Source organism: Mucilaginibacter sp. P4_C11, assembly GCF_056402115.1.
In genome coordinates, this window is the sequence record NZ_JBFUIA010000001.1 from 154,050 (window position 1) to 175,350 (window position 21,301).

The 21,301-nt window shown below is 40.5% G+C and carries 17 protein-coding genes, 5 tRNA genes and 1 pseudogene; all 23 read right to left on the minus strand.

Going from position 1 to position 21,301, the window contains the following annotated elements:
- Window positions 1-43 precede the first annotated feature (43 nt).
- The 23 genes and pseudogenes from rpoC to AC1DU2_RS00810 all read right to left on the minus strand — a co-directional run bounded on the left by rpoC (window position 44) and on the right by AC1DU2_RS00810 (window position 21,266).
- Window positions 44-4,333: a DNA-directed RNA polymerase subunit beta' gene (rpoC, locus tag AC1DU2_RS00700; RefSeq protein ID WP_477382342.1), complete on the minus strand. Its 4,290-nt coding sequence runs from the start codon at window positions 4,331-4,333 to the stop codon at window positions 44-46.
- Between the two features lie 109 nt (window positions 4,334-4,442).
- Window positions 4,443-8,246, minus strand: a complete 3,804-nt coding sequence (gene rpoB, locus AC1DU2_RS00705) for a DNA-directed RNA polymerase subunit beta (RefSeq protein ID WP_477382343.1) — start codon at window positions 8,244-8,246, stop codon at window positions 4,443-4,445.
- A gap of 226 nt (window positions 8,247-8,472) precedes the next feature.
- Window positions 8,473-8,856, minus strand: a complete 384-nt coding sequence (gene rplL / locus AC1DU2_RS00710) for a 50S ribosomal protein L7/L12 (protein WP_477364712.1) — start codon at window positions 8,854-8,856, stop codon at window positions 8,473-8,475.
- Window positions 8,857-8,919: 63 nt separating this feature from the next.
- The gene (gene rplJ / locus AC1DU2_RS00715) at window positions 8,920-9,438 is read right to left on the minus strand and encodes a 50S ribosomal protein L10 (RefSeq protein ID WP_477364709.1); all 519 of its coding nucleotides are present in this window, start codon (window positions 9,436-9,438) and stop codon (window positions 8,920-8,922) included.
- A gap of 2 nt (window positions 9,439-9,440) precedes the next feature.
- The gene (gene rplA / locus AC1DU2_RS00720) at window positions 9,441-10,139 is read right to left on the minus strand and encodes a 50S ribosomal protein L1 (RefSeq protein WP_090642963.1); all 699 of its coding nucleotides are present in this window, start codon (window positions 10,137-10,139) and stop codon (window positions 9,441-9,443) included.
- Between the two features lie 180 nt (window positions 10,140-10,319).
- Window positions 10,320-10,760 carry a 50S ribosomal protein L11 gene (rplK, locus tag AC1DU2_RS00725; RefSeq protein ID WP_090642959.1) on the minus strand — a complete coding sequence of 147 codons (441 nt, stop codon included), beginning with the start codon at window positions 10,758-10,760 and terminating at the stop codon, window positions 10,320-10,322.
- A 177-nt stretch (window positions 10,761-10,937) separates the two neighbouring features.
- Window positions 10,938-11,480, minus strand: a complete 543-nt coding sequence (nusG, locus tag AC1DU2_RS00730) for a transcription termination/antitermination protein NusG (RefSeq protein ID WP_076374894.1) — start codon at window positions 11,478-11,480, stop codon at window positions 10,938-10,940.
- A 16-nt stretch (window positions 11,481-11,496) separates the two neighbouring features.
- The gene (gene secE / locus AC1DU2_RS00735) at window positions 11,497-11,691 is read right to left on the minus strand and encodes a preprotein translocase subunit SecE (RefSeq protein WP_477364706.1); all 195 of its coding nucleotides are present in this window, start codon (window positions 11,689-11,691) and stop codon (window positions 11,497-11,499) included.
- A gap of 18 nt (window positions 11,692-11,709) precedes the next feature.
- Window positions 11,710-11,780, minus strand: a tRNA-Trp gene (locus tag AC1DU2_RS00740).
- 76 nt (window positions 11,781-11,856) lie between these two features.
- Entirely contained in the window at window positions 11,857-13,044 is a 1,188-nt protein-coding gene (tuf, locus tag AC1DU2_RS00745) for an elongation factor Tu (protein WP_090642950.1), read from the minus strand.
- A gap of 67 nt (window positions 13,045-13,111) precedes the next feature.
- Window positions 13,112-13,183 (minus strand) — tRNA-Thr (locus AC1DU2_RS00750).
- A 95-nt stretch (window positions 13,184-13,278) separates the two neighbouring features.
- Window positions 13,279-13,351, minus strand: a tRNA-Gly gene (locus tag AC1DU2_RS00755).
- 154 nt (window positions 13,352-13,505) lie between these two features.
- Window positions 13,506-13,586 (minus strand) — tRNA-Tyr (locus tag AC1DU2_RS00760).
- Between the two features lie 66 nt (window positions 13,587-13,652).
- Window positions 13,653-13,725: transfer RNA gene (locus tag AC1DU2_RS00765), tRNA-Thr, on the minus strand.
- A 249-nt stretch (window positions 13,726-13,974) separates the two neighbouring features.
- Window positions 13,975-14,322, minus strand: coding sequence for a ribosome hibernation-promoting factor, HPF/YfiA family (gene hpf, locus AC1DU2_RS00770; protein ID WP_477364703.1), 348 nt, complete (start codon window positions 14,320-14,322; stop codon window positions 13,975-13,977).
- Between the two features lie 14 nt (window positions 14,323-14,336).
- Window positions 14,337-15,284 (minus strand): tyrosine-type recombinase/integrase, encoded by a 948-nt coding sequence (locus tag AC1DU2_RS00775; RefSeq protein ID WP_317131353.1) that lies wholly within the window; start codon window positions 15,282-15,284, stop codon window positions 14,337-14,339.
- A gap of 48 nt (window positions 15,285-15,332) precedes the next feature.
- Window positions 15,333-15,527, minus strand: coding sequence for a 30S ribosomal protein S21 (gene rpsU / locus AC1DU2_RS00780; RefSeq protein WP_090642938.1), 195 nt, complete (start codon window positions 15,525-15,527; stop codon window positions 15,333-15,335).
- A gap of 147 nt (window positions 15,528-15,674) precedes the next feature.
- Window positions 15,675-16,187 (minus strand): hypothetical protein, encoded by a 513-nt coding sequence (locus AC1DU2_RS00785; RefSeq protein ID WP_477382345.1) that lies wholly within the window; start codon window positions 16,185-16,187, stop codon window positions 15,675-15,677.
- Between the two features lie 141 nt (window positions 16,188-16,328).
- The gene (locus AC1DU2_RS00790; RefSeq protein ID WP_477382346.1) at window positions 16,329-16,964 is read right to left on the minus strand and encodes a hypothetical protein; all 636 of its coding nucleotides are present in this window, start codon (window positions 16,962-16,964) and stop codon (window positions 16,329-16,331) included.
- Window positions 16,965-17,273: 309 nt separating this feature from the next.
- A pseudogene (gene tnpA, locus AC1DU2_RS00795) lies at window positions 17,274-17,674 on the minus strand (IS200/IS605 family transposase).
- A 227-nt stretch (window positions 17,675-17,901) separates the two neighbouring features.
- Window positions 17,902-19,080 carry an acyl-CoA dehydrogenase gene (locus tag AC1DU2_RS00800; RefSeq protein WP_477382347.1) on the minus strand — a complete coding sequence of 393 codons (1,179 nt, stop codon included), beginning with the start codon at window positions 19,078-19,080 and terminating at the stop codon, window positions 17,902-17,904.
- A 795-nt stretch (window positions 19,081-19,875) separates the two neighbouring features.
- Window positions 19,876-20,403, minus strand: a complete 528-nt coding sequence (locus AC1DU2_RS00805) for an adenine phosphoribosyltransferase (RefSeq protein ID WP_477382348.1) — start codon at window positions 20,401-20,403, stop codon at window positions 19,876-19,878.
- Window positions 20,400-21,266, minus strand: coding sequence for a ComEA family DNA-binding protein (locus tag AC1DU2_RS00810; RefSeq protein ID WP_477382349.1), 867 nt, complete (start codon window positions 21,264-21,266; stop codon window positions 20,400-20,402). Before AC1DU2_RS00810 ends, AC1DU2_RS00805 begins: the two co-directional genes overlap by 4 nt.
- Between the last annotated feature and the right edge of the window lie 35 nt (window positions 21,267-21,301).

Genomic DNA, 21,301 nt, shown 5'->3' on the forward strand with positions numbered 1-21,301 from the left:
CATTTTATGTATGATACGGCCTCTTTTCATTATTTATAAAAGCTTATGCTTCTACTTCTTCAGCTTTTGAAGCCATTAAGCGGTCAAACTCTTCCTGTGAGCCTACACGGATATTTTCGTATTCGCGTAAACCTGTACCTGAAGGTATTAAGTGACCAACAATAACGTTTTCTTTCAAGCCAAGCATGTTGTCTTTTTTACCTGCGATTGCCGCTTCGTTCAGTACCTTGGTAGTCTCCTGGAACGACGCTGCAGAGATAAACGATTTGGTACCTAATGAGGCCCTGGTGATACCTTGCAGTATCGGGCTTGATGTTGCTGCGATAGCATCGCGCACTTCAACCAATTTCAAATCTTTACGTTTTAAAATCGAGTTCTCATCACGTAACCTTCTCAATGATACTATCTGACCAGCTTTTAATGTATTTGAATCACCTGGCTCAACTACAACTTTCTTGTCAAATATCTCGTCGTTTTCGTTCATGAAATCCCAGCTGTCAACAGCTTCACGCTCTAAGAAACGGGTATCGCCCGCATCTTCGATAGCTACTTTCTGCATCATCTGGTGAACGATAACTTCAAAGTGTTTATCATTAATTTTCACACCCTGTAAACGGTAAACCTCTTGTATACCATTTACCAGGTACTCCTGTACTGCAGCCGGGCCTTTAATAGCCAGGATGTCTGCTGGTGATATTGAACCATCTGATAACGGCATACCAGCCTTCACAAAGTCGTTATCCTGTACAAGGATGTGTTTTGACAATGGAACAAGGTATTTCTTGATCTGCCCATCTTTTGATTCGATGGTCATTTCGCGGTTACCACGTTTAATGCCGCCTAAGGTTACCACACCATCAATTTCGGTTACTACAGCCGGGTTAGATGGGTTACGTGCTTCAAACAACTCTGTTACACGTGGTAAACCACCGGTGATATCGCGGGTTTTACCAGTTGAACGAGGGATTTTAGCAATAACCTGTCCGGTTTGTAGTTTCTCGCCTTCTTCAACAGCTATGTGAGCACCTACAGGAATGTTATATCCTTTTATTACGTTTCCTTTTGTATCTGTGATCTGGATAACAGGGTTTTTAGTTTTATCCCTGGTATCGATAATTACTTTTTCGCGGTGACCAGTTTGCTCATCAGATTCTTCACGGAAGGTGATACCCTCTAATACGGCTTCAAACTGAGTTAAACCTGCAAATTCAGATATGATAACCGCATTGTACGGATCCCATGAACAAATCCTGTCGCCTTTGGTGATTTTGGCACCATCTTTAACATACAGGTATGAACCATAAGGGATGTTGTTGGTAACAATAACTTTATTGCTTCCCTGCTCAACAATCCTGAACTCGCCCGAACGGCCTAACACCACATCAACTTTACCTTCTTCGGCAGTGTTGAATTCAACCGTACGTACGTTTTCAAATTCGATGATACCATCAAACTTAGCATTGATCTGTGATTCAGCCGCGATGTTTGACGCGGTACCACCCACGTGGAATGTACGTAATGTTAACTGCGTACCCGGCTCACCGATTGACTGTGCAGCAATTACACCAACAGCCTCGCCTTTTTGCACCCGTTTACCGCTTGCAAGGTTACGGCCATAGCATAAAGCACATACACCTCTCCTGCTTTCGCATGTTAACACCGAACGGATTTCGACACCTTCTAAAGGAGAGTTTTCAATTTTCTTAGAAACCTCTTCTGTCAAATCCTGTCCTGCAGATGCCAGCAATTCACCTGTAATAGGGTCATGAACATCATGCAAGGTAGTACGGCCTAAAATACGATCGTATAATGGCTCAACAATATCTTCGTTATCTTTTAACGCAGTTGTATAAATACCCCTTAAGGTGCCGCAATCAACTTCGCCTACAATCATATCCTGGGCAACGTCATGCAACCTACGGGTTAAGTAACCAGCATCAGCTGTTTTTAACGCCGTATCCGCCAAACCTTTACGTGCACCGTGGGTTGAGATAAAGTACTCCAATACCGACAAACCTTCTTTAAAGTTTGAAAGGATCGGGTTTTCGATGATCTCGCCACCTGAACCAGATTTTTGAGGCTTAGCCATCAAACCACGCATACCTGCAAGCTGACGAATCTGCTCTTTAGAACCACGCGCTCCGGAATCAAGCATCATATACACCGAGTTGAAGCCCTGGTTATCGTTGCTCAGGATGTCCATCACATTCGCGGTTAAGCGGTTGTTGATACGTGTCCAGATATCGATAATTTGGTTATAACGCTCGTTGTTGGTAATGAAACCCATGTTATAGTTACCCATAACCTCTTCAACCTGTTTTGAAGCTGTTTCGATTAGTGTAACTTTTTCTGCCGGGATATTGATATCTTTCAGGTTAAATGATAAACCACCCTGGAATGCCATCTTGAAACCTAATTCCTTAATATCATCAAGGAATTGTGCTGCACGTGCCATACCGGTAATTTTCACTACCTCGCCAATAATATCACGTAATGATTTTTTGGTAAGCAGTTCATTGATATAACCTACCTCTACAGGTACATGTTCGTTAAACAACACGCGGCCTACAGTAGTATCAATAATTTTGCTTACAATGTTGCCTTCACGGTCTTTTGTAAAAGCTTTCACTTTTATAAAGGCGTGCAAGTCAATTTTACGCTCGTTGTAAGCAATAATTACTTCTTCAGACGAGTAAAAAGTTAAACCCTGGCCTTTTACAACACGTCCATCATCAGTTTTACGGCCTTTGGTTATATAGTACAAACCAAGCACCATGTCTTGTGATGGTACTGTAATAGGCGTACCGTTGGCAGGATTCAAAATATTATGTGATGCAAGCATCAATACCTGGGCTTCCAAAATTGCCGCGTTACCAAGTGGTACGTGAACGGCCATCTGGTCACCGTCAAAATCCGCGTTGAAGGCCGTACAGGTTAATGGGTGCAATTGGATTGCTTTACCTTCAACAAGTTTTGGCTGGAACGACTGGATACCCAACCTGTGCAGCGTAGGCGCACGGTTTAGTAACACAGGGTGTCCTTTCAACACGTTTTCCAAAATATCCCAAACTAATGGGTCTTTACGGTCAACAATCTTTTTGGCAGATTTTACTGTTTTAACCACACCGCGCTCAATCATTTTGCGAATGATAAATGGTTTAAACAGCTCGGCAGCCATATCTTTTGGTAAACCGCACTCGTGTAATTTAAGGTTTGGCCCTACAACAATTACCGAACGGGCAGAGTAATCCACACGTTTACCTAATAAGTTTTGACGGAAACGGCCTTGTTTACCTTTCAGGATATCCGAAAGTGATTTCAAAGCACGGTTACCTTCAGTTTTAACCGCGTTAACTTTACGTGAGTTGTCAAATAACGAATCTACAGCTTCCTGTAACATACGTTTTTCGTTACGTAAGATAACTTCCGGCGCTTTTATCTCGATCAAACGTTTTAAACGGTTGTTACGGATAATTACACGACGGTAAAGGTCATTCAAATCTGAAGTAGCAAAACGACCACCTTCCAAAGGCACTAACGGACGCAATTCAGGCGGGATAACCGGAACGATTTTAACAATCATCCACTCTGGGTTATTTTCAATCCTGGTTTTTGCGTCACGGAAAGCCTCAACAACCTGTAAACGTTTTAATGCTTCGTTTTTACGTTGTTGTGAAGTTTCGTTTGCTGCCTGGTGGCGTAAGCTAAATGAAAGCTCATCCAGATCAAGGCGTTTTAATAATTCCTCTAAAGCCTCGGCACCCATTTTGGCAACAAATTTCTGAGGATCTTTGTCATCAAGGTACTGGTTTTCTTTCGGAAGGGTATCTAATACGTCAAGGTATTCTTCTTCAGTCAGGAAATCCATTTTGTTGATTCCGTCTCCTTCTTTGATACCTGCCTGTATTACTACATAGCGCTCGTAGTATATAATTAAGTCTAACCGTTTTGTTGGTAAGCCCAGTAAGTAACCAATTTTATTTGGCAACGAACGGAAGTACCAGATGTGTGCAACAGGAACTACAAGGTTAATGTGGCCCATGCGCTCGCGACGAACTTTTTTCTCGGTTACTTCAACACCGCAACGGTCGCAAACTATACCCTTGTAACGGATACGTTTGTATTTACCGCAATGGCACTCATAATCTTTAACCGGACCAAAAATACGCTCGCAGAATAAACCATCACGCTCAGGTTTATAGGTCCTGTAGTTGATGGTTTCTGGTTTTAAAACCTCACCGCTTGAACGCTCAAGAATGGACTCCGGAGAGGCCAGGCTGATCGTAATCGTGGTGAAATTACTTTTGATTTTATTATCCTTTTTGTAAGACATAGTCTCCTTTGTTTTTAATTATTGAAGGATGAATTATTGAATTATCGAATTCTAAAAATTACTGAAGGACTGAACTATTCAATAATTCAATCCCTCAATAATTCAATAATTATTCTAACGTGATATCTAAACCTAAACCTCTTAATTCATGAACCAATACGTTGAATGATTCAGGAACTGATGGTGTTGGCAGGTTTTCACCTTTAACAATAGCCTCATAAGTTTTGGCACGGCCGATAACATCATCCGATTTAACGGTTAATATTTCCTGCAGGATATTGGCAGCACCAAATGCTTCCAATGCCCAAACCTCCATCTCACCAAAACGCTGACCACCAAACTGGGCTTTACCACCCAATGGCTGTTGCGTAATTAATGAGTAAGGCCCGATAGAACGTGCGTGCATCTTATCATCAACCATGTGACCCAATTTCAGCATATAAATAATACCTACTGTGGTTTGTTGGTCAAAACGGTCGCCTGTTAAGCCGTTGTATAAATAGGTACGGCCAGATTCTGGTAGGTTTGCTTTTTTAACCCACTCCTCAACTTCGGTATGGCTTGCACCATCAAAAATTGGGGTAGCGAATTTAATGCCTAACTCTTTACCTGCCCAACCTAATACGGTTTCATATATCTGCCCTAAGTTCATACGTGAAGGTACACCCAGCGGGTTCAACACAATATCAACCGGTGTTCCGTCTTCAAGGAAAGGCATATCCTCATCACGTACAATACGTGCAACAATACCTTTATTACCGTGACGACCGGCCATTTTATCACCTACTTTAAGCTTACGCTTTTTAGCGATGTAAACTTTAGCCATTTGAACTATACCTGATGGCAGCTCATCACCCACGCTGATAGCAAATTTATCACGACGGTAAGCGCCCAACTCTTCATTAACTTTGATGTTGTAGTTATGAAGTAGGGTTTTTATCTGGTCGTTTTTATCATCATCAGTTGTCCATTTAGTTGGGTTGATATTTTCATAGCTAAGCTCAACTAAAATTTTCTGGGTGAATTTTACACCTTTAGGTACATGAAGCTCTTTGTAAACATTGTAAACACCTTGTGATGTTTTACCGTTTACAATCTCAAATAACTTTTCAATCAAAGTGTTTTTAAGATCTTTTACTGCTTTATCATGTTTGTTATCCAGTTTCTCTAACTGCGCTTTCTCTTCGGCTTTCGACGTTTTCTTAGCACGGCTAAACAATTTGGTATCTATAACCACACCTGCAATTGAAGGTGGAGTTTTTAAAGATGCATCCTTAACATCACCTGCCTTATCACCAAAAATGGCGCGTAACAGTTTTTCTTCCGGTGATGGGTCAGATTCGCCTTTAGGGGTAATCTTACCAATCAGGATGTCGCCTTCCTTAACCTCGGCACCTACACGGATAATACCGTCTTCGTCAAGATCTTTAGTGGCTTCTTCTGATACGTTAGGGATATCTGGTGTTAATTCTTCTTCACCACGTTTGGTATCACGTACTTCCAATTCAAATTCTTCAACGTGAAGCGAAGTGAAAATATCCTGTGAAACAACGCGCTCAGAGATCACGATAGCATCCTCAAAGTTGTAACCTTGCCAAGGCATGAAAGCCACTTTTAAGTTACGGCCCAGGGCAAGCTCGCCTGCCTGTGTTGCGTAACCTTCGCAAAGCACCTCTCCTTTTGATACCCTCTGGCCTTTTTTAACAATTGGCTTAAGGTTCATGGTAGTACTTTGGTTGGTTTTCTTGAACTTGGTTAAACGGTAGCTTTTTGAATCGCCATCAAAAGATATCAGGCGGTCAAGCTCGTTACGGTCATATTTAATACGGATTTCGTTAGCATCTACATATTCAACCACACCATCGCCTTCGGCATTGATTAGTGTACGTGAATCTTTAGCCACACGGCCTTCCAAACCGGTACCAACAATTGGCGCTTCAGGGCGTAACAAAGGTACAGCCTGGCGTTGCATGTTTGATCCCATCAAGGCACGGTTAGCATCATCATGTTCAAGGAACGGAATCAGCGAAGCGGCGATAGAAGTGATCTGGTTTGGCGCAATATCCATTAAATCAAGTTTCTCCGGATCAATGATCGGGAAGTCACCTTCAAAACGGGCTTTTACTTTTGGTAAAGCAAATACACCATTATCATCATAATKCGCGTTTGCCTGGCCAATTGTTTTACCATCTTCATCTTCGGCTGATAAATAGATAACCGGCTCCTGAACCTGTACTTTACCTTCAACCACACGTTTGTACGGGGTTTCGATAAAGCCTAAGTTATTGATCTTGGCGTGTACGCAAAGTGACGAAATCAAACCAATGTTTGGTCCTTCCGGAGTTTCGATGGTACATAACCTACCGTAGTGGGTATAGTGTACGTCACGAACCTCGAAACCTGCACGCTCACGTGACAGACCACCGGGCCCAAGGGCTGACAGACGACGCTTGTGCGTAATCTCTGCCAGTGGATTGGTTTGGTCCATAAACTGTGATAACTGGTTAGTTCCGAAGAACGAGTTGATCACAGATGATAGCGTACGTGCATTGATCAGGTCGGTTGGTGTAAACACCTCGTTGTCGCGGATGTTCATTCGCTCGCGGATGGTACGGGCCATACGGGCCAAACCAACACCAAACTGGGCATATAATTGCTCGCCCACTGTACGAACACGACGGTTTGACAAGTGGTCAATATCATCCACCTCGGCTTTTGAGTTGATCAGTTTGATCAAATATTTTACGATGGCGATAATATCCTGTTTGGTTAATACCTTAGTTTCATCAGAGGTATTTAATTTCAATTTACGGTTGATGCGGTAGCGGCCCACATCACCCAGGTCATATCTTTTATCCGAGAAGAACAAACGATCGATGATACCACGTGCAGTTTCCTCATCAGGTGGTTCGGCGTTACGTAATTGACGATAGATATGCTCTACCGCTTCTTTCTCAGAGTTTGAAGTATCCTTTTGTAAAGTGTTATATATAATAGTATAATCACCGCTGGTTGAAGCATCTTCCTTGTTCAGGATGATGGTTTTAACGCCAGCATCAATGATCATATCAATATGGTCATCTTCTAATACAGTTTCACGCTCAAGGATAATTTCGTTACGGTCGATAGATACCACTTCACCGGTATCCTCGTCCACAAAATCTTCCACCCATTTTTTGAGTACCCTTGCAGCAAGCTTACGGCCAATGAATTTCTTCAGGCCCGATTTGCTAACCTTTACTTCGTCGGCCAGTTCAAATAACTCCAGGATATCTTTATCAGAGTCATAACCAATGGCACGAAGCAACGTGGTAACCGGGAATTTCTTTTTACGGTCGATATAAGCATACATCACGTTGTTAACGTCTGTAGCAAACTCAATCCATGAACCCTTGAAAGGAATAACACGGGCAGAGTATAATTTTGTACCGTTGGTGTGGCGGCTTTGGCCAAAGAATACACCTGGTGAACGGTGTAACTGCGATACAATTACACGCTCGGCACCGTTAATAACAAATGTACCTTTAGGCGTCATGTAAGGGATTGTACCCAAATAAACGTCTTGTACAATTGTTTCAAAATCTTCGTGCTCCTCATCATTACATGACAGGCGAAGCTTGGCTTTTAATGGTACGCTATAAGTTAATCCGCGCTCGATACACTCTTGTATATCATAACGTGGCGGATCAATAAAGTAATCCAGAAACTCTAAAACGAAGATGTTCCTTGAATCTGAGATCGGAAAATTTTCAGCAAACACTTTAAACAAACCTTCTTTATAGCGGTTGTCTGAGGTGGTTTCCAATTGAAAAAATTCCTGGAAAGATTGTAACTGAACATCCAGGAAATCGGGGTAATCAAGTACCTTTCTACTGGTTGCAAAGTTTACTCTTTGATTAATGTTGTTTGCCAAGGTGTTTAATTTTTAGTTTATTAATAAACTTATTGTAGATGTGAGATTTGAGATGTGAGATTTGAGACGGAAATGATGTTTTAAAGACTTTAGCGTTACTAATAAACGGCAAAGTCTCCTATCTCAAATCTCATATCTATTATCTTCTCAATCCAAACCTTTATAAACAGCAATAGACCCCGACCAAAATAGGTCGGAGTCTCATGCTATATTTTATTGGGTTAACTTATTTAACCTCAACTACTGCTCCAGCTTCTTCTAATTGTTTTTTCAAAGATTCAGCTTCTTCTTTAGTTACACCAGTTTTAACTTCTTTTGGTGCACTGTCAACAAGATCTTTAGCTTCTTTCAAACCTAAGCCAGTTAAGTCTTTTACTAATTTAACAACTGCTAATTTAGCGCCACCTGCTTCTTTCAGGATAACGTCAAATGCAGTTTGTACTGCTTCAGCAGCAGGCGCGTCATCGCCACCAGCCGGAGCAGCAGCAACAGCAACAGCTGCAGCAGCAGGCTCAATACCATACTCGTCTTTTAAGATCTGAGCTAATTCGTTTACTTCCTTTACTGTTAAGTTTACCAACTGTTCAGCAAACGCTTTTAAATCCGCCATTTTATTTAAATTTTACTTTTAATGCTTTTTGTTTATTGTTATCTAACTTTAATGAGGTGTTAGTTAACCTCTTTCTTGTAATGTTTTTACCAAACCTGCGATAGTATTTCCGCCTGATTGCAGTGCAGAAATAACATTCTTGGCTGGTGATTGCAATAATCCGATAACTTCGCCTATCAGCTGTTCTTTTGACTTCAACTTGATCAACGTATCGATCTGGTTGTCGCCAATAAATATTGCTGAATCAATATAAGCCGCTTTTAAAATCGGTTTGTCACTTTTTTTCCTTAATTGTTTAATCAACTTTGCCGGAGCAGTTGCTGATTTTGAAAAAAGGATTGATGATGAACCTTTTAATACATCAAATATTGGAGTGTAATCGCCACCTGCAGCTTCCATAGCTTTTTTAATCAAGCTATTTTTTGCCACTTTCATTGTGATTTCGCTTTGGAAACACTGACGACGGATATCGTTGATCTTTGCAACTGTTAAATTAGAGGTATCAGTAATATAGAAATTACCAAACTCTTTCATTTGCTCAGTAAGGGCAAGAACAAGGTCGTATTTTTCTTCTTTATTCATGATTAGATCCCCGCTACTGATTTAGTTTCAACTGTTATTCCAGGAGACATGGTTGAAGAGATATGAATGCTCTTGAAATATGTTCCTTTTGCTGCTGATGGTTTTAATTTTGAGATAGTTTGCAATACTTCTAATGCATTCTCATAAATTTTATCTGCAGGGAATGATGCTTTTCCTATTGAGGTATGGATGATACCTGTTTTATCAACCTTGAAGTCGATTTTACCGCCTTTTACCTCAGTTACAGCTTTTCCAACTTCTGGAGTTACTGTTCCTGATTTAGGGTTTGGCATAAGGTTACGCGGGCCTAAAATTCTACCCAAACGACCTACCTTAGCCATTACGCTTGGCATAGTGATGATAATATCAACGTCAGTCCATCCGCCTTCAATCTTGGCAATATATTCATCCAAACCTACGTAATCCGCACCTGCATCTTTAGCTTCTTGTTCCTTATCAGGAGTACAAAGCACCAATACACGTACAGTTTTACCGGTTCCATGAGGTAATGTTGCAATACCACGTACCATTTGATTGGCTTTACGCGGGTCAACACCTAAACGAACGTCTATATCAACTGATGAATCAAATTTAGTTAAGGTTAATTCCTTTACCAAAGCTGATGCAGCTTCTAATGAATACGATTTGTTTGCCTCAATTTTGGAGAGTGCCGCTTTTTGATTTTTTGTTAATCTAGCCACTGTCTTAAACTGATTTTGTATAAATTCTTGTTTATTTCGGATTTCGGATGTTGGATTTCGGATTTAATTCTCCGTTATCCCCGTCCTCCATCGAAACGTTAATTCTTGATCTGAAATTTGAGATTTTGAGATTTAAGATTTTAAAAATCCGAAATCGAAAATCCGAAATCCGAAATCAATTTAGTTCCAGGGAGCCGTACCTGATACGGTGATTCCCATACTACGGGCAGTACCTGCCACCATTTTCATGGCTGATTCTACAGTAAATGCATTTAAATCTACCATTTTATCTTTGGCTATAGTTTCAACCTGCTCCCAATTTACATTGGCAACTTTTTTACGGTTGGGTTCAGCCGAACCACTTTTTAAACCTGTAACTTCCAATAACTGGATTGCAACAGGAGGGGTTTTGATGATAAATTCGAAAGATTTGTCAACATAAACAGTAATCAAAACAGGCAACACTTTTCCAGCTTTATCCTGGGTACGTGCATTAAATTGCTTGCAAAACTCCATGATGTTCACACCTTTTGCACCCAATGCAGGGCCAATTGGAGGTGATGGGTTTGCGGCGCCGCCTTTAACCTGCAGCTTTACCATTGCACCGATCTCTTTTGCCATTTTAATTTACTTTAATTATAACTCAATGTTAGTAAGTGGAAGCTAAGTAACATTTAAGGTTGTTTTGATTTCGGATTTCGGATTTTCCATTTCGGATTTATTTCCTTACTCTTCTATCTTATATTTTTAATTCAAAAACTCCGAAATCGAAAATCCGACATCCGAAATTTTAAAAAACTATTCTTTTTCAACTTGCATGTAATTCAATTCAAGCGGCGTACGGCGCCCGAATATCTTTACCATAACTTTTAATTTCTTTTTCTCTTCGTTAACTTCTTCGATAACACCGCTGAAGCCATTGAAAGGTCCGTCCATTACTTTTACGTTTTCGCCTATGTAGTAAGGTACGTTCATTGTTTCGCCCTGGGCACTCATTTCATCAACCTTACCTAAAATACGGTTAACTTCGGCCTGGCGCAGTGGGATAGCATTACCGGCTTTATCGCCTAAAAACCCTATAACACTGTTTATATTTTTGATGATGTGTTCGGTTTCGCCATCCAACACGGCTTCCATCAATACATAGCCCGGAAAGTAGTTACGCTCTTTAGCAATCTTTTTTCCATCGCGCATCTGGTAATACTTTTCTGTTGGTATTAATACCTGTGGTACCAAATGGGTAATGCCCAAACGACTAATTTCGGCATCTATATATTGTTTAACCTTTTTTTCTTTACCACTTATGGCCCTAACTACATACCACTTCAATTGATCACTCATCGCTATCTCCTAAATATTATGTAAGTGAACTATAAAATGCTTTAAGCAAATAAGCTATGATCTGATCCATACCTAAAATAACCATTGCAATGATAATTGCAGCAACCAATACCAATATGGCACTGCTTTGCAACTCACGCCAGGTTGGCCAGGTTACCTTCTCAGTTAACTCGATGTATGATTCTTTAATATATTCAGTTACGTTAGCCATTTTTAAACTTTGCTTATGCACGGGAACAAGGATTCGAACCCTGATCAAAGGTTTTGGAGACCTCTATTCTACCGTTGAACTATTCCCGTGTATATTTTATAATAAGAAAACATAAGTTTACTTATTACAGTAAACTTATGTTTCCAATTAACCTTTTTGAAATTCTTATTTCAAAATTTCAGTTACCTGGCCAGCACCTACTGTTCTGCCACCTTCACGGATAGCGAAACGTAAGCCTTTTTCCATAGCGATAGCGTTAATCAATTTTACAGTGATGGTAACGTTATCACCTGGCATAACCATTTCTACACCTTCGGCCAATGAAATTTCACCGGTTACGTCAGTTGTACGGAAATAGAATTGCGGGCGGTATTTGTTGAAGAATGGGGTGTGACGGCCACCTTCTGCTTTTGATAATACGTATACTTCTGCTTTAAAGTCGGTGTGTGGAGTTACTGAACCTGGTTTGCAAATAACCATACCACGACGGATATCAGTTTTTTCAATACCACGTAACAATAAACCTACGTTGTCACCAGCTTCGCCGCGATCAAGGATCTTACGGAACATCTCAACACCAGTTACAGTTGATTTCAAGTTTTCGGCACCCATACCAAGGATGTCAACTTGCTCACCTGAGTTGATTACACCACGCTCAATACGACCGGTAGCAACAGTACCACGACCAGTGATTGAGAATACGTCTTCAACAGGCATTAAGAAAGGAAGATCTGTCAAACGTGGAGGGATAGGGATAAAGTTATCAACAGCATCCATCAACTCCATGATTTTACCAACCCAGGTAGGATCGCCGTTAAGACCACCTAATGCAGAACCCTGGATTACTGGGATATCATCACCTGGATATTCGTAGAATGATAATAATTCACGAATTTCCATTTCTACTAATTCTAATAATTCCGGATCATCAACCATGTCAACCTTGTTCATGAAAACAACAAGTGCAGGTACACCTACCTGACGTGCCAACAGGATGTGTTCGCGGGTTTGTGGCATCGGACCATCAGTTGCAGCAACTACAATGATTGCACCGTCCATTTGAGCAGCACCTGTAACCATGTTTTTCACATAATCCGCGTGACCTGGACAGTCAACGTGAGCGTAGTGACGGTTAGCAGTTGAGTACTCAACGTGCGCGGTGTTAATTGTAATACCACGTTCTTTTTCTTCAGGAGCTGAGTCAATTGAATCAAATGAACGAGCTTCTGATAAACCTGCATCAGCTAAAACTTTAGTGATAGCTGCAGTAAGGGTTGTTTTGCCGTGGTCAACGTGACCGATTGTACCGATGTTTAAATGCGGTTTACTGCGGTCAAACTTTTCTTTTGCCATGATTTATAATTATTTGTAGGTTAATTTATACTTAAAAATGTATTCTTTATTATGTTTTATTCTGTTGAGCCAACAATGGGATTTGAACCCATGACCTCTTCCTTACCAAGGAAGTGCTCTACCCCTGAGCTACGTCGGCTTATTTTTTTAAGTTTGCAGTTATCAGTTGTTAGTTTGCAGTTGCTAGTTAATGATAACTATAAACCACCTACGGCCAACTGCCTTCTGTAACCGAGCGGAAGACGAGGTTCGAACTCGCGACCTATAGCTTGGAAGGCTATCGCTCTACCAACTGAGCTACTTCCGCTTGTTTATTTTCAGTTTTCGGTTTGCGGTTTTCAGTTGGCACCGTGCCTGCTGATAATACAAATTCGTAAACCTTTTTTAATCAAGTTAGCAGTTCCCAATCATCTGATAACTTTAACTGCTATCTGAAAACTGAAAACTGCCTACTCAATAAGTGGGGAGAGAAGGATTCGAACCTTCGTAGCCGAAGCAGCGGATTTACAGTCCGCCCCATTTGACCGCTCTGGTATCTCCCCATTTGTTGATTTCGGATTTGTGGTGTCCAAGATTGAAGCTAAACATCACACCTCCGAAAAAAACAGAGCCTCCTATCGGGATCGAACCAATGACCTACTGATTACAAGTCAGTCGCTCTACCAGCTGAGCTAAGGAGGCTTATTTTTTATTTTACTCTTTCAATTACCGTAACCCAGGGGTTCCGTTTATCGAGCGGCAAAACTAATAAGTTTTTTATATTTTAAAGAACATTCTTTACAAAAATTTACAAGGTATTTTACTACGCTGGCACCTCTCTGAAAGGGATTGCAAATCTACAAAAAAATAGCGCGCTTCAAAATTTTTTATCAAAAAAAATCGACGGGCTGTAAACCCGTCGATTTTAACCATAAAATGGCCTTTTTTATATTAAAAACCTTCTTCCACCTCCGTCAGTATCGCCTTTTTGGCGGCTGCATCGGCAATGGTTTTCTTCTGTTTATGCTTTTCAATCTGCTTGCGGAGGCTCTCAACCGATAAATCGGTAGCTTCTTCAAAACTTTTACATTTTTCTTTGGCAAAAATCTGGTTACCCGGCAACAATAGTTTAATCTCGGCAATTTTATTTGCCTCATCTTCCACATTCTCAAGCTTTAAGTACACTTCGCCACTAATTATATGGTCGTAAAAGGTTTCGAGCTTATCAACCTTTTTCTGAATAAAATCTAATAATTTCCTGTCTGCGGTAAAATGAATTGATTGCACTGTAATTTTCATGTTTCCTCCTTTAATTACGCCTTTGGATGGGCTTGTTTGTAAATAGACTTTAATCGTTCAACTGAATTGTGTGTATAAATCTGGGTAGCGCTAAGGTTAGCGTGCCCCAAAAGTTCTTTAATGGAGTTTAGGTCGGCCCCATTGTTGAGTAAGCTTGTTGCAAATGTGTGCCGCAGTACATGCGGGCTTCTTTTTGTTTGGGTTGATATGTTAGAGAGGTATTTTTGCACTATCAAATAAATTAGTTGCCGATAAGCGTCGGTACCTTTACTTGTAACGATTAACATTACCGAAATGTTATGAAAATTTTGATTTTTCTTTAACTCCAGGTAACGGCCAAGTAATATCCGCAGTTCGGTATTGATAGGTATAATGCGTTCTTTATTGCGTTTACCCAGCACTTTTAAGGTGCCTTCATAATCGTTAATGTCACTGTCTTTCAGGCCCAACAGCTCGGCAAGGCGTATGCCGGTGCCAAACAATAATTCAACCACCAGCTTGTTGCGCATGCCCTCAAAATCATCATCGGTAACAATATCGTTATCCAGCATTTGGGTAAGGCTTGCGCCCTCAACTACCACAGGCAGATGCTTAGGTATTTTTTGCGAACGGATTTTTGATGCCGGGTTTTGGGTAATAACACCCTCCTGCAATAAAAATTTAAAATACTTGCGCAAGGTGGCCATCTTGCGGTTAACAGACCGGCCGGTTAGTTTATGATCAATCATGCTCACCATCCAGTTGCGGATATCATGATAGGTAATTTGGTTGGGATGGGTAATTATGGGTTCGGGAACAACGGTGGCATTACCAGGGTTGTTGAGGAAGAGCATAAACTGATCCAGGTCTGATTGATAGGCCGATACGGTATGCAGGGAGTACCGTTTTTCGAACTTAATATATTGGATAAAACGCTCTAAAAACATAAAAACTATTTGAACATCCAGAGATTGAATGTACAAATAGTTTTAATATAGTGTTAAGAAAACTGAAAAATTCTTTTGACAGAATTAAACAGTGGTTTCTAAGTTCATATTTTGCTTGTAGATGGCATGTTTAACAACATGACGACGGGTTACAGATTTTTTTTCAAAAGCCTGACGACTGCGAAGCTCTCTTAAAACACCTGTTTTTTCAAATTTCTTTTTGAAGCGTTTCAATGCTTTGTCTAATGATTCGCCGTCTTTTACGTTAATAATGATCATAATTTCCTAAATACCTCCTTTCAAGGGAGGGCAAAGTTAACTATTTGGTTTTGAATATCAAATAGGGAAAGTGAAATAGTTGATTAGGTTGATTAGGTGAGTGGTTAAATTGTCGCTGCCGTCTCCTCCGCCTTAATTTAAAGTATTTTATTCTTTTTGGTTTGGGTTTGATGATACTTTAAAGTATTGCCTATTGTTTATAAACAAACTTAAACGTTTAGCCATTCGAATCACTTTTGAGATGTATAAGGGATCAAGCTCTTTTGCATTCGGCTCGTCCAATTCTTTTACATCTCCCTTATTAAAAACAAAAAGAAAATCGTCAGAACCTAATGCCCCGGCGGCAATTTTTCCTCCGTCGCAAACAATTCTTGTTTTTATCGTAATCAACAATTGATCTCCGACTAACCTATATCTACCTTTAAATCCAAGTATGTTTCTGGTATCTTCACTGGGGTCATAATTATATTTAAAATCGCCGTTGGCAAAAAAAATAAATGCTTCTGTATAGCCATTTCCTGTTACCACACCAGTTTGCCATATTCCGATAATTTCTTTTTTCGATATCGCACCAGTAGCAACAATTGTAGGCCTTTGGGCAAAAACATTCGTTACGTTGGTAAAACTGAGGATAAGTAAAACAAGGGATATTTTTTTCATTTTTGAATTTAGGTAAAAGAATAAAATCATAATAAGTGCGCTTGCTCTGATCCGGAGGATTAAGGGATCGCTATCTGTTCAGAAGATATCGAAAATTAACAGATTGCTTGCTTGATACCCCTCTATTACAATCAAGATCATTTACAAGTTATATTTTTTATTTTTTTTAGCCTTCCACTGCGAAACCAATACATAGTTAGACCATATTACATGCTGGTCTGCCGGTGTAATTGAACTTAGCAAAATCTTCTCCTTAAGCAAATTGTTGTCAAATTTCCTCTGCACAGTCATTCCTATTTTAAAAATCACGGATGCCATTTCTTTAGGAACCAAAACAATAAAGTTCCTTATTACAAACTGATGAGGCGGTACTAAACAAGTTATTGGCGAATTTTTAAAACAGATATTCGGTGAAAAAATATTTAACTTTTGATTATCAGTTCTATAAATATCCCACCATGAACATGACATACTAAGATATCGTAAAGTATCGGCAGATGTATTGGTTAATTTCACCGGCACTTGTACGTAATATTCTCTTGCGCCATCATAAAGAGGCCCGTGGAGCACTTCTACCTTAGTTTGATCTACAGATAATATAAAACCTTCAACAGCGGGAGGAGAAACTGTAAAATAGGTGATCCTACTATTTCTACACAGTGAATCCGCAGCAGTTAATTTTGCTATAATACGCCCGGGCTTAAAAGTTAAATCCTGGGCATATCCACAATTAACAGCCATCGATAAGATAAAGGTTATGAGAAAATGCTTTTTCAATCTTTAAATATAAAGTTTTGAAAAAGTATTTTTTTATTTACGAATGTTATTTAATGTTAATACCGGGTTTACCTTGCGATATTTAATCAAACGCATTCCTATTTTAAATTAACTATCACGAGGTAATAAGCGTACTTCCCCTGATCCAGAGGATCAAAAGCTTTGTAGAAAAAACGCATCAATTTTCTGTGCTCCAGAGGAGCACCATCTATCCCGATAATGCTACGCAACCTGTTTTTAAGATTATTCGGGCAATTTGAAAATATATTGCTCATCATAATCTATATCAAAACGTTTTAGCAATTGCCGTTATTCAACTAAAAAAGCCTTCTTTTGATGGTGTTCCTGTTGGTTGATTATGTACTTAACCACATTATCAACTTCCGACCGGCTGTGGCTGAAAGCGCCGTAACCATTTTGCCATTGAAATTTGCCGATTGTTAAATTTTCTTTATTGATCCATTCCGATGAATCGCTTTTTACCATTTCATCAAATCGGCAATTGATTGTTTGGGATTTAAACCGATAAACAAATGCATATGGTCGGGCATATTGTTTATGGCGATCATTTTATGTCCATTGTTTTGAATAATCGCGGCCATGTACAATGGTAAGCGTCCATCCCAATTTTCATTAAGTAAATCAGCACGATATTTAACAGCAAATACAAAATGGATATATAATTGGGTATATGTATTATTTGCAGCCATTGTGATTTAAGTTGAGCTCCTCTGGAGCTCTAAAATAGGATTTACCCTGGTTTCTACAAAGCTTTTGATCCTCTGGATCATAAAACCAATTTTGATGCGAAACAACCATTAACAGATCAACAAGATTGTTTCCAACCGTTATTTAATGTTAAATGCCAAGCATTGAAGTAAAAACCCAACACCCGGCATTCAAAAAAATCTTGATACTTGATACTAACTACTTGATACTATCTTAAAATCTCCCTGCTTATCACAATCTTCTGGATCTCGCTCGTCCCCTCGCCTATGGTGCATAGTTTGGCGTCGCGGTAATATTTTTCAACCGGGAAATCTTTGGTATAGCCATAACCGCCAAAAATCTGTACCGCCTCGGTGGCTGCACGTACTGCTGTTTCTGATGCAAAGTATTTGGCCATGGCCGATTGTTTGGTAACTGGCTGGTGGCGGTTTTTCAGGTCGGCGGCTTGCATAATCAATAATTCAGATGCCTCTATCTCGGTGGCCATATCGGCCAGTTTAAAGGCAATGCCCTGGAAATTGCTTATCGGCTGCCCAAACTGCCTGCGCTCTTTAGAGTAAGCTACGGCGGCCTCAAAAGCACCTTTAGCTATACCTAATGATAAAGCTGCTATAGAAATGCGGCCGCCATCCAAAACCTTCATGGCTTGTTTAAAGCCTTCGCCTTCAGCGCCCAGCAGGTTTTCTTTAGGTACGCGGCAATTATCAAATATGAGTTCGGTAGTTTCAGATGCGCGCATGCCCAGCTTGTTTTCTTTTTTGCCATGGGTAAAACCGGGCGTACCTTTTTCAATAACCAGCGCCGAAATACCATGCGAATCGCCTTTTGCCCCGGTGCGCACCATTACTACGGCCACATTGCTGCTTTTGCCATGGGTAATCCAGTTTTTTGATCCGTTTACTATGTAGTGGTCGTCATCTAAAACGGCGGTGGTATTCATTCCTAAGGCATCGCTGCCGGTGTTGGCCTCAGTTAAACCCCAGGCGCCAAGCCACTCGCAGGTAGCCAGTTTGGGCAGCCACTTCATTTTTTGCTCTTCGCTGCCAAAGGCAAGGATGTGGCCGGTACAAAGCGAATTATGCGCGGCTACCGATAACCCTATCGACCCGCAAACCTTGGCAATTTCTACAATAACAGTTACGTACTCAAAATAACCAAAGCCCGAGCCACCGTACTGTTCAGGAACCAGCACACCCATCATGCCCAGTTCGCCTAATTGCTTAAACAATTCAATGGGGAAGTGCTGCGCTTCGTCCCATTCCATTACATGAGGTTTAATGTGGCGTTCGGCAAAATCTTTAGCCATCTGGCCCACCATACGCTGATTTTCACTGGTAGAAAAGTCGAATCCATGCATTGTAGAATCGTCTGTAAATAAGGTTTCCATACTAATTTATATAACTGGTTATACAAATAAACGATTTAAGTATGGGTAAAGTTTCATCCAAAATACCGGGTAAACATAGTACAAAATGGTATACGGTATGAATAGTAGCTTTAGTTGAAACAGGCTTATTTTTAGGTGAGAAAAGAGGACGAAAATATTTTTACCAAATATTTAAACAACACAGCTATTTTGCCGATTAGTAGCTATTTTCCTATTCAGTTATGCCCATTTTCGTTTTTTTGGGGAGTGTTTTAAATTTTATTTTTTGTCATTTATAAAATTATTAACTGTGAGGTTTACCAGTCCAAAAAGTCTTGATACTTGATACTAACTACTTGATACTTAACAAGGGCGTTGCCTGCGGCCGGGCTCTTTGCTCATACTGCACAGGCCTTAATCACGCTGGCCGGTATCCGCGCCGATCCCTAACGCAAAGATTGCCAGAACCGGGAACAGGCTGCGGTCCCCCATCTGATGAAGTTGCCAGAACAAGTTGATGATTTTAAGCAAAAACAAGCATCAAATGATACCTTTGTTCGTATCGCCTCATTTCGGTAAAAGATTTATCTCACGTTAGCGCCTGTTTTAGACGGCACAGGAACAAGCATTTGGATACTTTAAATTGCGCAAAACAGCAGTTCAATGTTAACCATGAAAAAATAACAATATATTGATTATCAAATATTTAACGCAACACACACCCAAAATGTGTTAAGTTATGTTAACCCAACTATGATACGTTTTCCCTAACTATTGAGTATTTGCCCTCGATACCAACTACCTTATACTTTAAAGTTAATACTCCGCCAATACCACCAGCGTATCGCTTATTGGTGCTATCCGCTCGCGGCCTTTCAGGAAGCCCAGCTCTACTACAAACGAGAAACCGGCTACTATGCCTCCCATCTCTTCAATAAGCTCGCTGGCAGCTGTTACAGTACCGCCGGTAGCCAGCAGGTCGTCATGGATCAGGATGTGCTGGCCGGGTTCAAAGGCATCGGTGTGGCATTCAATTACCGCTTCGCCATACTCCAGTTTATAGGCCTTGCGCTTTATGGTATATGGCAGCTTGCCCGCCTTACGTATAGGCACAAACGGAACGCCCAATTTAGAAGCCAGCGTAAGCCCGAATAAAAATCCGCGACTCTCTATCCCCGCAACCACATCTATTTTGGTACCCTTCAATTGCTCCACAAAAGCATTAATAATACTATCGCAAAGGGCAGGGTCTTTCAAAATGGGGGTTATGTCCTTAAATATTATCCCTGGCTTCGGGAAGTCAGGAATATCGCGGATGGCTTTCTTTATTTGCTCGGTAATCATTTAAAAACTAAATAAGGCCCAATTTTACGCAAAATTCCGTCATCAAGTATGGCAATATTTTTCATATCGGCTACCGATTCATAATCGCCGTGCTGGTTGTGATATTCTATTATCGCATTTATCTGCTTAAAGCCTAAGTAAGGGAAGCGCCGCAGTTGGTCGAAGGTGGCTTTATTGATATCAAGCCTGTTAATACGGCTGTCGTTTACAGCAATGCCGTTTTTAATTTCGGCATACTTACCGGCATCTATACCAAATACCTCTTTCAGCTGTTCCTTACTGTAAAAACCGCCGAGCCTGTCCCGGTACCTGATAATACGCCTGGCAAATGAGGGCCCAATGCCCCTGATCATGGTCAGCTTAGCCGAGTCGGCACTGTTTATTTCTATAATTTCGCCGGGCGCTGCTTTCTTAGTGTAATTATCGGTGGCTGGCAGGTTTATGTAGGGTTCAAGCCGTTGGTAATCAGCATCAGTTATAACGTATATCTTTTTAACATCGCCTTTGGCATAAAACCGGCCGCCTTTGGCCTCATAGTTTTTTATGACTTTAACCTGATCTGCGCTCAACCCCAGCCTCTCCCAATCGGCCTCTGGTAAATTGTTGGGATTAAACGTAAATAGCTTAGTTTTCAAGGCATTACTACGACTTACCGGGCCACTTGATGCCGGGCCTGCACTGTCTGTTTTGCTGAGCATTGCAGCGGCTTTATCAAACTCTTTAAAATTTATTGTATTATCTTTGCGGACGGTTTGATACGCGTATGGCGCAGCTAAAATCAATGCTATTAAAATAATCAACACTACCATTCCGTTCCATTCTTTTTTGGTTACCGAAAGATAGTTTTTTACAGGTGTTTTCATTTACAGCATTATCAACCGTAAATTAATAAAAATTT